A 13,744-nucleotide genomic window follows, 5' to 3' on the forward strand; every position below is an offset into this window, starting at 1 on the left:
CCGCACGTCAGACCCGCTCGTGAACCGGCCGCAGCCGAGCGGATGTAGGGCGTCTGCGCGCCCGAGACCTGTACCCCCGAGTTCCGGTTCACGCATCGAGCCCGGTGGTGAAGGCGTTGTGCAGGCCGTCGACGTCGACGCCGGACAGGCTCGGCGCCATCACGTTGATCAGCAGCACGAAGCACGCGTCCTGCTCCGGGTACATCCACCACTGGCAGCCGGAGGCGCCGCCGTGTCCGTACAGCCGCCGCTCCAGCAGGCCGGGAGCCGAGTGGCGCAGGTTCCAGGTCAGTCCCCAGTCCTGCCCGGCGTTGACCGGGTCGGGCTGCAGCTTGACCAGGCCGGTGGTCTGCGGGGTCGTCATGGCGGCCAGGGTGGTCGGGTGGATCAGTTCGCGGTCGCCGCGCAGCAGCGCGCCGCCCAGCGCCAGGAGGTCCTCGGCGCGGGAGTACAGCGCTCCCGCCGGGTGGCGCAGCCGGACGAACTTGTCGAAGTCGAAGCCGGGCCCGAGCAGATCCAGGTGGTGAACCTCGGCCGCCTCGCACGCCGGGTCGAAGGTGATCCGTCCGCCACCGGGCACCAGCGAGTTCAGGTCGGAGTCGATCACGTCGGCCAGGTCGCGGCCGGCGGCGTCGCGGATCATCTCCGCGATCCCGGCGAAGGCCAGGTTGGAGTAGTGGCTGAGCGTGCCCGCCTCGAACATCGACGGCGCGGCGACGAGATGGTCGAGCAGGCTGTCGGGCGTGAGCGTCTGCTCGGCGATGCCGCTGGTGTGGGTGAGCAGGTGCCAGAGCGTCACGTCGGGACGGGCGAAACCGGGCACGACGTCCTTCAGCGGACGGCGCAGCGACAGCAGCCCGCGCTCGACCTGGCGCAGGGCGGCGAGTCCGGTCAGCGGCTTGGTCACCGAGAACAGGGCGAAGTGGTCGTCGGTCCTGGTGCCGCGGCCGTCGTGCGCGCCGAATGCCTCCAGCACCTGGATCCCGTCGGAGGTCGCGGCGCCGAACACCGCGCACGGCAGCCGCCCCTCCTTGATCTCACGCCTGACCCAGTCGAGCGCGAAGTCGTGAGTGGTCATCCCTTAAGGGCACCTTCCGTGAGACCGGCCAGGACGCGCTTCTGCGCGACGACGTACACCGCCACGAGGGGCAGCGTGGTGAGCAGGACGTGGGCGAAGACGAGGTTCCAGTTCAGGCTCTGCAGGGTGCCGGAGGCGAACTGGAACAGGCTCAGCGGCAGCGTGGCGTTCGCGCTGCCCTGGAGCAGGAAGAGGGCGAAGAAGAAGTCGTTCCAGACGTTGATGATCAGGATCACGCCGCCGACGAACAGTACGGGGCGCAGCAAAGGCAGCAGGACGCGGGCGAAGACCTGCGCGCGGGAGGCGCCGTCGATGGCGGCGGCGTCCTCCAGGTCCGGGGGGAAGGCCCTGACGAACCCGGTCGCCAGGAAGATCACGATGCCCAGGCGGCAGCCGGTCATCGTCAGCACGTAGCCGAGCGAGCCGCCGTCCAGCGACAGGGTCCGGAGCAGGTAGACCGTCGGGATGATCGACGGCGGCAGCAGGATCGACAACCCCATCACGAAGTAGGCCGCCTGCAGCCACCGCGACCTGCTGCGCCCGAACGCCCAGGCCGCCGCCGCGCCGAGCAGCACCACGGCCACCACGATCGGGACGGTCACCTTGAGGCTGTTGAACAGCCCCACCAGGTAGCCGCCCCGGTCGAGCACGATGCCGTAGTTCTCGGCGACCGCCCACGTCCTGGGCAGGCCGAGGCCGAGTTCGGCGGCCTCGCCCGCGGGCTTGAACGAGTTGACGACCACGAGCCAGACCGGTACGAGCACCCACGGGATCGCGAAGAGGGCCAGCACCGTGTACTTGAGTACCGCTCTCATCCCTGCACCTCCCTGCGCCGCAGCCACCACACGAGGGGTACGGCGGTCGCGATCACCAGCAGCGTCACGGTGAAGCCCAGCGCGCTGGCCGAGCCGAAGAAGCCCTGCCCCCACTGCTGGCGCATCACCACGTTCAGTGCCCGCGTGTGGTCGCCGGGCCCGCCGCCGGTGGTGGCGGCGATGACGTCGTACGCGCTGAGCGCGCCGACCAGGGTGACCGCCACGTTGAAGGTCAGCGCCGGGGCGAGCATCGGGAACACCACCCGCCGGAACCGGGTCCACGGCCCTGCCCCGTCGACGGTCGCCGACTCAAGCAGCGACTTCGGGATGGAGTTGAGGCCCGCGATGTAGACGAGGGTGATCAGCCCGCTCCACTTCCACGCGTCGATGAACGCGACCACCACCAGCGCGGTGGACGACTCGCCCAGCCACGCCCATTCGAGGCCGAGGAAGGAGTTGACCGCGCCCTCGGGGGCCAGCAGCCCGCGCCAGATGTATCCGGCGGCGAGCGGTGAGATGAGCGTCGGCAGGAAGAACGCCGAACGGAAGAACGTGTTGATCCGGCTGGTCCGCTGCAGGGCCAGCGCCAGCGAGAGGCTGACGGTGTTCTGGATCGCCATGCACAGGATCGCGTACAGCACGGTCACGGTGACCGCGTTGGCCAGCAGGTCCTGGTCGATCAGTGTGCTGAAGTTGTCCAGCCCGTTCCAGGTGATCTCGGCACGGAAGCTCGTCCAGGAGGAGAACGCGAACCGGACGTTGAGCAGGAACGGGGCGACGAAGAAGACCGCGACCAGCACGATCGCCGGTAGTGCCCACGGCAGCCAGGCCGCCCTGTTCCGCATCACCATCCGGGCAGTCCTGCCGCCTTGGCGGCCTGCTCGACCTGGCCCTGCAGCTGGGTCGCCACCTTCTGCGGGTCCTTCTGTCCGGCGATCAGCTCGGACATGAGCTGGGCCAGCCCGCCCATGCCGGGGATGTCGGAGTTGAAGGCGATGACCGCGCCGGTGTCGTAGGCCTTCTTGACGTCCTGCAGCACGGACGAGACGCCCTGCGGGTCGGGCACGTCCTTGAGGACGGGGAAGGTCTTGGACGCGGTGATGTACTCGGCGTAGGCCGGGCCGGTCATGAAGCGCACGAAGTCGAGCGACGCCTTCTCCCGGGCCGGGTCACCGGTCTTGGGCAGGTAGAACGTGCCGATCGGGCCGGGCGCGTAGGTCACGACCGGCTTGTCGCTGGACAGGCCGACGAAGCCGACGCTCTCGTCGACGGTCTTCTGGTCGCCGCCGGCGGCCGCGAGGAGGGCCGGGAGCATGTCGGAGTGCTGGGCGACCATGGCGGCCTTGCCGGTGACGAGGGCTTTCATGGAGTCCTCGAACTTGGCGGTGACGATGTCCTTGTTGAAGCAGCCGTCGGCCTGCAGCTTGGCGTAGGCGGTGAGGCCGGAGACGAAGGGCGAGCCGGTGTCGGACAGCGTGCTGGTGTGGCCCGCGACGGCCTTGCCGTACGCGTTGGCCTGGTTGGCGCCCGCCAGGTAGAGGATGGGCAGGATCTGCACCGGCCAGATCGACCCGCCGGACTCGAAGACCGGCGTGACCCCGGCGGCCTTGAGCTTGGGGCAGGCGGCGGCGAGTTCGGCGAAGTCGGTGGGCGGGGTCAGCCCGGCCGAGGTGAAGACCTTCTTGTTGTAGTAGAGGCCGAAGACCTGGGGGAAGCCGGTGATGGCGGCGTAGACCTTGCCGTTGACGGACCCGGCGGCCTGGTAGAGGTCGCCGGACCTGGCGATGTAGGACTCGCCGGTCAGCTCGCGCAGGTTCTGGGCCGGGTTGAGGGCCAGCAGGCCGCTCACCGTCGCGTGGTACTCCAGGATGTCCGGACGGTCGCCGGTGGCCCACTTGGTCTGGGTGGTGTCCTCGAACCCGTCGGACGGGATCGACACGAGTTCGATCTTGTGGCCGGACTGCTTCTCGAACTTCTTGTACATCTCCAGCAGCGGCGCCGGGTCCGCGCTGTTGTGCCAGAGGGTCAGTTTGACCTGGCCGCCCGCCTCCGTCGCGGACGATCCGCAGCCGGAGAGGGCCAGAGTGAGGACGGCGCCGATCGCCGGGCCGAGTAGACGGGATGGTGCTCTCACGCCCGTCCTCCTGTTCACGCTAGGGGGGCATGTGTAGAACGTTCTCCATTGTTAGGGCACGGGAGATTCGTGCGTCAAGAGGTAGACCTGAGGAGTGGCGGCGGGCTAGCCTCACGTTTCAGTAAAGTGTGTAGTTCGTTCTACGAAACCTCTACGAAGGACGGCGTGTGACGAGCGGACGGGTGACCATCGCGGATGTGGCCAGGCGGGCCGGGGTGTCCACGGCCGCCGTGTCCAAGGTACTTCGCGGGGCCTACGGTGTGAGCGCGGAGATGCAGGCCAAGGTGACGCAGGCCATCGACGAGCTGGGCTACCGCCCGCACGCCGCGGCCCGCGCCCTGCGCGGACGCACCTACACCCTGGGCGTCATGCTCTCCGACACGCGCAACCCGTTCTTCCCCGACATCATCGAGGGTGTCACCGGCCGGCTGGGCGACACCGAGTACCAGGTGCTGCTCGGGCCCGGCGGGATCGAGCCCAAGACGCAGGCCAGGATGACCGACGCCATGATCGACCGGAGCATGGACGGGCTCATCCTCATAGCGCCGGTCCTGACCGACGCCGAACTCGCCGTCATCGCGACGGCCACCCCCGTCGTCGTGGTGGGCAGGCACGGCGGCGCCGTCGCCTACGACGCGGTCGTCGACGACGACGTGATGGGGGCGGGGCTCGTGGTCGACCACCTGGTCGGGCTCGGGCACACCCGGATCGCGCACATCACCCACCTGGAGCGGGCCCGCGCCCAGGGACTGCCGCACATGGTGCGCGCCGAAGGCTACCGCCAGGCGATGCGCGCACACGGACTCGCCGACGACGTGCTGGCCACCTCCTTCACCGAGGAAGGCGGCTTCGAGGGCGCGCGGGAACTGCTCGCGCGCGCCGACCGGCCCACGGCGATCTTCGCCGGGGCCGACATCGCGGCGCTCGGCGTGCTGCGCGCCGCCGACGAGGCGGGCCTGTCGGTGCCGGAGGACCTCTCCGTCGCCGGTTACGACAACATCGGCATCGCCTCGCTCAAGCGCGTCTCGCTCACCAGCGTCGACCAGGACGGGCAGGTGATCGGGGCGACCGCCGCGAGCCTGCTCGTCGAGCGAATAGAGGGACGCTCGCGGTCGGTGACCTCGTCGGTGTCACCCACGCTGATCGTCCGAGGAACCACAGGGCCGCCGCGCCTCTGAGTGTTCGGCCGCAAGTCGGGGGACTCGTCGCGGCCTTGGCATGAAACGATTCAATGGAAGGACCCCCCCACGTGAGACGTCTCGCTCTCCTCGCCCTTCTCCTCCCGCTGGTCGCACCGGCGCTACCGGCCTCCGCGCAAGCGGCCGCCACCGCCCAGAACTGTCCGGTCAGGGTGGATCCAGCCGCGTTCGCCTCCGAGGCCCGCCTGACCGCTCTCGCCGAGCGGCAGGCGACGTTCGGACCCAGGCCGACCGGCTCGACCGCACAGGCCGGCTACATCGAGTGGCTGGAGGAGGAGATGGCCACCATCCCCGGCCTCCAGTTCTCCTCCCTGCCCTACGCCATCAACCGCTGGGACAACCTGGGCACCGGCCTGACCGTCGGCGGGACGAACGTGCAGGTCGCGGCGCCCGTGCCGTTCTCCTCCTCGACCGGCACGGGCGGCGTCTCGGCGCCGCTCGTCCACCTGGCGGCCGGGACGAACATCACCTCGGCCAACGCCGCCGGGAAGATCGTCGTCCGGGACCTGCCGTGGACCAACGTGCCCAACCTGCTCTTCTACCCGCCCACGCTCGGCTACTCCATGTACGACCCGGGCATGACGATCAATCTGCTCGGCTCGGAGTCGATGGAGGCCCCGGCCGCCGCCGACGCCGACCTCAAGGCGGCCGCCGCCGCGGGCGCCCTGGGCGTGATCGAGGTCAGCCAGCTCCCGCACGCCCAGATCGCGGGTATGTACGCGCCCTACGAGGGCCTGCCGTACGGCGTGCCGGGTGCCTACGTCGGTGCCGACCAGGGCAAGCAGATCAAGGACGCACTGGCCGCCGGGCAGCAGGTCCAGGCCACGCTGACCGTGAACGCCGCCTGGACGCCGACGACGACGCGCACCCTGCTCGCGACTCTCCCCGGCGGGAGCGCGCAGAAGATCGTCGTGGAGAGTCACACCGACGGCATGAGCCCGGTGTGGGACAACGGCCCGCTCACCATGATCGAGATGGCCCGCTACCTCTCGTCTCTGCCGGTGGCCTGCCGTCCGCGTACCGTGCAGTTCGCGTTCGTGACCGGGCACCTGTACCAGCACCTGACCGGACCCGACGTCCGCGAGGGCGGCGCCGGTCAACTCGCCGCCCAGCTCGACGCTGAGTACGACCAGGGCGGGGTCTCCTCCGTCGTCGTCGTCGAGCACCTCGGCGCCAAGCGCTACGACGCGGTCGCCAGGCCGAACGGCCTGCCCGGCAAGCAACTCGTCGCCAACCCCACCCTCACCGAACTGCTGCTGGTCCCGGTCAGCGAGAGCACGCCGCTGCGCGAACTGGTCAAGGGCCACATCGAGCACTGGGACGTGCGGCGTACCGCGATCCTCAAGGGCCTGTCGGCGGCCGACCTCAACACCGTGCCGCGCCACTGCAGTTTCGGCGGCGAGGGCACGCCCTACAACCAGCACCTGCTGCCCGTCATCTCGCCCATCGCCGCGCCCAAGACGCTGTTCACGCCGCAGTTCGGCGCCGAGGCGATCGACATCCCGGCGATGCGCAAGGCGTCGCTCGCCTTCACCGACGTCGTGCTCGACCTCGGCCCGATGGCGCAGTCGGCCGTCGCGGGCGACGTGACCGCCATGCGCCAGCAGCGCGCCTCCGGCACGCCGGGATGTGCGTGAGCAACGACAGGAGGACGCCCGTGCGTCGGCACACCGTCGCCGACGCCGGGCGTCCGATGCCGGCCACGTGCGCGGCCGTCCCGGCTGTCGCCCCGGGGGAGCGGAACGGCGGCCGGGACTTCCTTCAGTCCGCTTCTTGACAGCGCACTTCTCTCCGGAGATGTTCACGTCTCCGCACGACTCATCGAGGTGACCATGGAGAACTTCACCCGCCGGCAGGCGTTGCGAGCAGGGGCGCTCGGCCTCGTGTCCGCCGGATTCCTGTCGTCCACCACCACAGCGGCCGCCGCCGCCTCCACCATCGAGGCGACCTACCGGGCAACGGGTCCATGGCCGGTCACCACCGGCACCTCGGGCGGCCACCGGCTCTACCACCCCTCGACCCTGGGCTCGGGTGGCGTCACCCACCCGATCGTCACCTGGGGCAACGGCTCGTGGGCCACCCCCGACAACTACCCGGGACTGCTCAACCACCTCGCCTCCTGGGGTTTCGCGGTGGTCGCCTCCACCGACACGACCACGGGCACCGGCGCCGAGATCCTCGCCGCCGCCCAGCACCTCGTCGGCCTCAACACCGACCCTGCCAGCGTCTTCCACGGCAAGCTGGACACCACCCAGGTCGCCGCCGTCGGCCACTCCCAGGGCGCGGGCGGATCCGTCAACGCGGCCAACCACTCCGCCGGGCTGATCAAGACCGTCGTGCCGATCGCCGTGCCCGCGCCTTGGATGGCGAGCCCGGGAGACGAGTTCTCCGTCGCCGCCCTGACCTGCCCGGTGCTCTTCCTCAGCGGTGTGAACGACTGGCTGATCTCCTCGGCCGCGACCGTGCAGGGCTACTACGACCAGGCCACCGCCGGAGCGGGCAAGGCGATGCTCAAAGGCGCCGGCCACAACGACATCCAGAACACCGGCGGCGGCTTCCTCGGCTACGTGACCGCCTGGCTCCGCTACCGGCTCATGGCCGACACCCAGGCCCGAGGAGCCTTCGTCGGCGCCACCCCCGAACTCCCCACCAACACCGCCTGGCAGGACCAGGCCCTCAAGAACCTCACCTAGGACGGCCACCAGGGCGGGCCTGACGCGGCGAGAGCAGTACCGACCAAGCCCGCCCTGACCCGGCCGTCCCGTTGACCGACCCGCGCGGACGTTCGCTGCCGGTCGGGCGTATCTCCCAGGAGGCCGACGCGATGCACACCGCCTGGGTACGCTTCGCCGGGATCGGCGATCCCGGCCGGCCACTCGGGCACACCCTGATCTTCGATGGAGGTTCTTGACATGCTGTCCTATTCGAGCGGGGTCGCACGGACCCCGCTCCTGGGCGAGACCATCGGCGACGACTTCGAACGGACCGTACGGCGCTTCGGCGACCGCGAGGCACTCGTCGACGTCCCCTCGGGCCGTCGCTGGACCTACGCCGAGCTCAACGACGACATCGACCGGCTGGCCCTCGCGCTGCTCGCCTCCGGCATCGCCAAAGGCGACCGCATCGGCATCTGGGCCCCCAACTGCGCCGAATGGGTGATCGTCCAGTACGCCACCGCGAAGATCGGCGCGATCCTGGTCAACGTCAACCCCGCCTATCGCAGCCATGAACTCGACTACGTCGTCAGGCAGTCGGGCCTGCGCCTGCTCATCAGCGCGCTCACGCACAAGGGCAGCGACTACCGGGCGATGGTCGAGGAGATCGGGTTCGCCGACGTCGTCTACCTCGGCGACTCCGGCTGGGACCGGCTGCTGGCGCTGACCGTCCCCGAGGAGCGGCTGCGCGCGCGCATGGCTTCGCTGAGCGCCGACGACGCGATCAACATCCAGTACACCTCCGGCACGACCGGCTTCCCCAAGGGCGCCACGCTCTCACACCACAACATCCTCAACAACGGATTCTTCGTCGGCGAACTCCTTCACTACGACGAGCACGACCGGGTGTGCCTGCCGGTGCCCTTCTACCACTGCTTCGGCATGGTGATGGGCAACCTCGGCGCCACCTCGCACGGGGCGTGCGTGGTCATCCCCGCGCCCGGCTTCGACCCCGAGGCGACGCTGCGGGCCGTACAACAGGAACGATGCACCTCGTTGTACGGCGTGCCGACCATGTTCATCGCCGAACTCGCCCTCGCGGGGCGGTACGACCTGTCCAGCCTGCGCACGGGCATCATGGCGGGCTCACCGTGTCCGGTCGAGGTGATGAGGCGCGTCGTCACCGAGATGAACATGGCCGAGGTCGCCATCTGCTACGGCATGACCGAAACCTCTCCCGTCTCCACCATGACCAGGTCCGACGACGGCCTGGAGCGTCGCACCGAGACCGTCGGACGGGTGATGCCGCACGTCGAAGTCAAGATCACGCACCCGGAGACCGGGCTGACCGTGCCGCGCGGCGAGCCCGGCGAACTGTGCACGCGCGGCTACTCGGTGATGCTCGGTTACTGGAACGAGCCGGAGCGTACGGCCGAGGCCGTCGACGCCGCCCGCTGGATGCACACCGGCGACCTGGCCACCATGGACGCCGACGGTTACGTCAACGTGGTCGGCCGGATCAAGGACATGGTCATCAGGGGCGGCGAGAACGTCTACCCCCGGGAGATCGAGGAGTTCCTCTACCGCCACCCCGACATCGCCGACGTACAGGTGATCGGCGTGCCCGACGAGAAGTACGGTGAGGAGCTCATGGCCTGGATCGTCATCCGCCAGGGCGGCACCCCCCTGACCGCCGAGACCGTCAGGGAGTTCTGCGCCGGCAAGCTCGCCCACTACAAGATTCCGCGCTACGTCCATGTCGTCGACGGGTTCCCGATGACGGTCACCGGCAAGATCCGCAAGGTCGAGATGCGCGAGGAGGGCGTACGCCTGCTCGGGCTCGACCGATGAGCCGGTCGTGGGGGGTCACCCGGTGTTCGTGATCACAGGCGGTGAGCCGGTCCTCCGCCTGGTTCGGGCGCGTGGTGGCCACGATCATCACGGCGGACAGCACCTCGGCCAGGTGCGGACGGCGACAGGATCAGGCTTGCGTCGAGGCTCGCTCCACGAGTTCGGGCCGGAAGACGACCTGCTCTTTCGCGCCGCGCCCCGACGCCTCCCGGAGCAGGAGATCGACCGCCGTCTGACCGAGCAGAGCGGCCGGCTGCCTGATCGAGGAGAGCGGCACGATCGCCGAGGCGGCGAAGTCGATGTCGTCATATCCGATCAGTGCGATGTCCTCGGGTATGCGGAGCTTTCCGCGCAGGATGAGCGCCTGCAACAGTCCCGTCGCCAGCAGATCGTTGGCGGCGAACACCGCGTCGGGGCGCTCCGCCGGGGCTCTGGCCTGCAGGACCTCGCCGGCGGTACGGCCTTCCAGCACCGTCGGGCTCTCGGTCGGGAACACCTCGATCGCGGCGCCCGCGACCTTGGCGACAGCGCGGCGAGCACCCTTGAGGCGATCGGAGACCTGCCGGATGCCGAGTGGCCCACCCACGAAGGCGATCCGGCGGCGGCCACGTTCGAGCAGGTGCCGAGCGGCGAGGAACCCACCGGCGACGTCGTCGACCGCCACTGAGGAGAAGCTGCCGGGGAGCGCCTGCCGGTCGACGAGCACGACCGGAGTACCCCGGTGGCGCAACCGCTCAAGCCTGGCGAGTTCCTCGTCGAGCGGCGTGATCAGCAGGCCGTGAACCCGCCGTTCCTCGAAGAGATCGAGATACGCCGCTTCTCGGGCGCTGTCCGCGCCGCTGTTGCCGAGCAGTACGGTCAGCCCCTCCTCGGCCGCGCGATCTTCGGCACCACGGGCGACCTCGGTGAAGAAGGGGTTGCGCACGTCGAGTACCACCAACCCGATCGAACGGCTGATCCCTGCTCGTAGTTGCCGAGCCGCGTCGTTCCGGACGAAGCCGAGTTCTTCGATCGCGGAGAGCACGCGTTCGACGGTTGCCGGGGCGACCTTGTCCGGGTGGTTCAGGACATTGGAGACGGTGCCGACAGAGACCGACGCCGCGGCTGCGACGTCGCGAACGCTCACTGTCATCGGTTCTCCCCTTGGCGCATCGACCCGGCGGCGACCTCTCGGATGGTCGGGCATTCCGAGAACATAGCGCTTCGCGATCGGCGTGACTTGCTTGCACTGGCCGTTGTGCCTATCGTTTGAAACGATTCAATCGTACGCCACTCGCCTTCGACATGGTGCGCTCGACACCTGGCCGAGCCCTTCGACGAACCCCCGACCGACGGAAGGAAGCGATCGTGACCATGCTCTCCCCGGACATCCTGGCCGAGCTCGGGCGGCAGGCCATCGAGTTGCCGAGCTGGGCGTTCGGCAACTCGGGCACCCGATTCAAGGTCTTCTCGACCCCGGGCACGCCGCGCGACCCGTACGAGAAGATCGCGGATGCCGCCCAGGTGCACACGTACACGGCCCTCGCGCCGACCGTGGCCCTGCACATCCCGTGGGACGGCGTCGACTCCTACGGCGACCTGCGCAAGCACGCCGAAGACCTGGGCGTCACCCTCGGCACGATCAACTCGAACACCTTCCAGGACGACGACTACAGGTTCGGCGCCCTCACCCACGAGGACCCGAGGATCCGGCGGAAGGCCATCGACCACCACTTCGCGTGCATCGACGTCATGCACGCCACCGGCAGCCGCGACCTGAAGATCTGGCTCGCCGAGGGCTCCAACTACCCGGGCCAGGCCGACCTGCGCGGCCGTCAGGACCGCCTGCACGAGTCGCTGAAGACGATCTACGACCGGCTCGGCGACGGGCAGCGCCTCGTACTTGAGTACAAGCTCTTCGAGCCGGCGTTCTACCACACCGACGTGCCCGACTGGGGCACGAGCTATGCCCAGGTCGCCGCGCTCGGCGACCGGGCCATGGTCTGCCTCGACACCGGCCACCACGCGCCCGGTACCAACATCGAGTTCATCGTCATGCAGTTGCTGCGCCTCGGCAAGCTCGGCTCCTTCGACTTCAACTCGCGCTTCTACGCCGACGACGACCTCATCGTCGGCGCGGCCGACCCGTTCCAGCTGTTCCGCATCCTGTTCGAAGTCATCCGGGGCGGCGGCCTCAACCATCCCGACGTCGTGTTCATGCTCGACCAGTGCCACAACGTCGAGGCCAAGATCCCCGGCCAGCTCCGCTCGGTGCTCAACGTGCAGGAGATGACCGCGCGCGCCCTGCTCGTCGACCGTGAGGCCCTGGCCGCCGCCCAGCGCGGCGGCGACGTGCTTGAGGCGAACCGCGTCTTCATGGACGCCTTTCACACCGACGTGCGCCCCGCCCTCGCGGAATGGCGCGAGTCGCGTGGCCTGGCCGCAGATCCGATGAGAGCCTTCGCCGAGTCGGGCTACCTCGCCCGGACCGCTGAGGAGCGCATCGGCGGTACGCAGGCCGGCTGGGGAGCGTGAGCCCGTCGAGTCGCCGAGCATCGACCGTTCCCGCCCGGAGAGCGTCGCTCCCCGGTGACCCGCGAGAGATCACGGGGCTCGCCGACGGCGCCACAGACCACCGCCCGCCACACCGAAGGACCTGACCTATGACGAACCAGGCAGCCGCCGACCTCATCGCGCGGTCGAACCGCCTCGGCGCCGACCCGAAGAACACGAACTACGCCGGCGGCAACACCTCGGCCAAGGGCAGCGAAACCGATCCGGTCACCGGCGAGCCCGTCGAACTGCTCTGGGTGAAGGGCTCGGGCGGCGACCTCGGCACGCTCACCGAGACCGGCCTCGCGGTGCTGCACCTCGACCGGCTCCGCGACCTCGTGAAGGTGTACCCGGGCGTCGAGCGCGAGGACGAGATGGTCACCGCGTTCGACCACTGCCTGTTCGGGCTGGGCGGCGCCGCGCCGTCGATCGACACGGCCATGCACGGGCTCGTCGACGCGGCCCACGTCGACCACCTGCACCCGGATTCGGGCATCGCCATCGCGACCGCCGCCGAGGGCGAGGAACTCACGAAGCGGATCTTCGGGGACCGCGTCGTGTGGGTGCCATGGCGCCGCCCGGGCTTCCAGCTCGGCCTCGACCTCGCGGAGATCAAGGCGAACAACCCGCAGGCGGTCGGGTGCATCCTCGGCGGCCACGGCATCACCGCGTGGGGCCACACCTCCGAGGAGAGCGAGAAGAACTCGCTGTGGATCATCGACACCGCCGCGGCCTACCTCGCAGAGCACGGCGAGCCCGAGCCGTTCGGCCCGGTCGTGCCGGGCTACGAGCCGCTGCCCGAGGCCGAGCGGCGCACGCGGGCCGCCGCGCTCGCGCCGACGATCCGAGGGCTCGCGTCGCACGACAGGCCGCAACTCGGCCACTTCACCGACAGCGAGGCAGTGCTCGAGTTCCTGTCCCGTGAGAAGCTGCAGCCGCTCGCGGCGCTCGGCACCAGTTGCCCCGACCACTTCCTGCGTACGAAGGTGAAACCGCTCGTCCTCGACCTGCCGGCGTCGGCGAGCGTCGAGGAGAGCATCGCGCGCCTCAAGGAACTGCACGAGCAGTACCGCGCCGACTATCAGGCGTACTACGACGCCTACGCGAGCGAGGACACTCCCGCGATCCGGGGCGCCGATCCGGCGATCGTGCTCGTGCCCGGCGTCGGCATGTTCTCGTTCGGCAAGGACAAGCAGACCGCGCGCGTGGCCGGAGAGTTCTACGTGAACGCGATCAACGTGATGCGCGGCGCCGAGGCGGTGTCGGCCTACACCCCCATCTCCGACGAGGAGAAGTTCCGCATCGAGTACTGGGAGCTCGAAGAGGCCAAGCTGCGGCGGATGCCGAAGCCCAAGCCGCACGCGACGCGCATCGCGCTCGTCACCGGCGCGGCCTCCGGCATCGGCAAGGCCGTCGCCGCCCGGCTCGCGGCCGAGGGCGCCTGCGTCGTCGTCGCCGACCTCGACCTGGAGAAGGCGCGG

Annotated in this window: 11 protein-coding genes; 6 read left to right on the forward strand and 5 right to left on the reverse strand. The window is 69.6% G+C overall.

Annotation, left to right across the window (positions count from 1 at the left end):
* Positions 1-88: 88 nt before the first annotated feature.
* From ABD120_RS23310 to ABD120_RS23325, 4 genes are read right to left on the reverse strand one after another with little or no spacing between them, the layout of a single operon-like run.
* Positions 89-1,078 (reverse strand): serine hydrolase domain-containing protein, encoded by a 990-nt coding sequence (locus tag ABD120_RS23310; protein ID WP_343952115.1) that lies wholly within the window; start codon positions 1,076-1,078, stop codon positions 89-91.
* Complete coding sequence (locus tag ABD120_RS23315) at positions 1,075-1,893, reverse strand: carbohydrate ABC transporter permease (protein WP_343952116.1); 819 nt, start codon at positions 1,891-1,893, stop codon at positions 1,075-1,077. The genes ABD120_RS23310 and ABD120_RS23315 overlap by 4 nt, the downstream gene beginning before the upstream one ends.
* A complete protein-coding gene (locus tag ABD120_RS23320; protein ID WP_343952117.1) occupies positions 1,890-2,744 on the reverse strand; it encodes a carbohydrate ABC transporter permease in 855 nt (284 codons plus the stop codon). Before ABD120_RS23320 ends, ABD120_RS23315 begins: the two co-directional genes overlap by 4 nt.
* Complete coding sequence (locus tag ABD120_RS23325) at positions 2,738-4,027, reverse strand: ABC transporter substrate-binding protein (RefSeq protein ID WP_343952118.1); 1,290 nt, start codon at positions 4,025-4,027, stop codon at positions 2,738-2,740. The genes ABD120_RS23320 and ABD120_RS23325 overlap by 7 nt, the downstream gene beginning before the upstream one ends.
* Before the next feature lie 167 nt (positions 4,028-4,194).
* Between ABD120_RS23325 and ABD120_RS23330 the strand changes: the two genes are divergently transcribed.
* The 4 genes from ABD120_RS23330 (at position 4,195) to ABD120_RS23345 (ending at position 9,731) form a co-directional block, all read left to right on the forward strand.
* The gene (locus ABD120_RS23330; RefSeq protein WP_343952119.1) at positions 4,195-5,205 is read left to right on the forward strand and encodes a LacI family DNA-binding transcriptional regulator; all 1,011 of its coding nucleotides are present in this window, start codon (positions 4,195-4,197) and stop codon (positions 5,203-5,205) included.
* Positions 5,206-5,276: 71 nt separating this feature from the next.
* A complete protein-coding gene (locus tag ABD120_RS23335; RefSeq protein ID WP_343952120.1) occupies positions 5,277-6,863 on the forward strand; it encodes a hypothetical protein in 1,587 nt (528 codons plus the stop codon).
* A 195-nt stretch (positions 6,864-7,058) separates the two neighbouring features.
* Entirely contained in the window at positions 7,059-7,919 is an 861-nt protein-coding gene (locus tag ABD120_RS23340; RefSeq protein WP_343952121.1) for a poly(ethylene terephthalate) hydrolase family protein, read from the forward strand.
* Positions 7,920-8,123: 204 nt separating this feature from the next.
* On the forward strand, positions 8,124-9,731 hold the full coding sequence (locus ABD120_RS23345; protein ID WP_343952122.1) for an AMP-binding protein: 1,608 nt from the start codon (positions 8,124-8,126) through the stop codon (positions 9,729-9,731).
* Between the two features lie 130 nt (positions 9,732-9,861).
* Here ABD120_RS23345 and ABD120_RS23350 read toward each other — a convergent pair whose 3' ends face one another.
* A complete protein-coding gene (locus ABD120_RS23350; protein ID WP_343952123.1) occupies positions 9,862-10,863 on the reverse strand; it encodes a LacI family DNA-binding transcriptional regulator in 1,002 nt (333 codons plus the stop codon).
* Positions 10,864-11,084: 221 nt separating this feature from the next.
* Between ABD120_RS23350 and rhaI the strand changes: the two genes are divergently transcribed.
* Together rhaI and rhaD are read left to right on the forward strand one after the other, a co-directional pair.
* Complete coding sequence (rhaI, locus tag ABD120_RS23355) at positions 11,085-12,245, forward strand: L-rhamnose isomerase (RefSeq protein WP_343952193.1); 1,161 nt, start codon at positions 11,085-11,087, stop codon at positions 12,243-12,245.
* 128 nt (positions 12,246-12,373) lie between these two features.
* Positions 12,374-13,744: bifunctional rhamnulose-1-phosphate aldolase/short-chain dehydrogenase (gene rhaD / locus ABD120_RS23360; RefSeq protein ID WP_343952124.1), on the forward strand; the 1,371-nt coding region annotated here is incomplete at its 3' end.

It is taken from the genome of Nonomuraea longicatena (genome assembly GCF_039525605.1).
Classification (GTDB): Bacteria; Actinomycetota; Actinomycetes; order Streptosporangiales; family Streptosporangiaceae; genus Nonomuraea; species Nonomuraea longicatena.

Excerpts from the sequence above, each read along its gene's own strand:
- ABD120_RS23310 (WP_343952115.1), bottom strand. The coding sequence starts at position 1,078 with ATGACCACTCACGACTTCGCGCTCGACTGGGTCAGGCGTGAGATCAAG.
- ABD120_RS23315 (WP_343952116.1), bottom strand. The coding sequence starts at position 1,893 with ATGAGAGCGGTACTCAAGTACACGGTGCTGGCCCTCTTCGCGATCCCG.
- ABD120_RS23320 (WP_343952117.1), bottom strand. The coding sequence starts at position 2,744 with ATGGTGATGCGGAACAGGGCGGCCTGGCTGCCGTGGGCACTACCGGCG.
- ABD120_RS23340 (WP_343952121.1), top strand. The coding sequence starts at position 7,059 with ATGGAGAACTTCACCCGCCGGCAGGCGTTGCGAGCAGGGGCGCTCGGC.
- ABD120_RS23345 (WP_343952122.1), top strand. The coding sequence starts at position 8,124 with ATGGAGGTTCTTGACATGCTGTCCTATTCGAGCGGGGTCGCACGGACC.
- ABD120_RS23350 (WP_343952123.1), bottom strand. The coding sequence starts at position 10,863 with ATGACAGTGAGCGTTCGCGACGTCGCAGCCGCGGCGTCGGTCTCTGTC.
- rhaI (WP_343952193.1), top strand. The coding sequence starts at position 11,085 with ATGCTCTCCCCGGACATCCTGGCCGAGCTCGGGCGGCAGGCCATCGAG.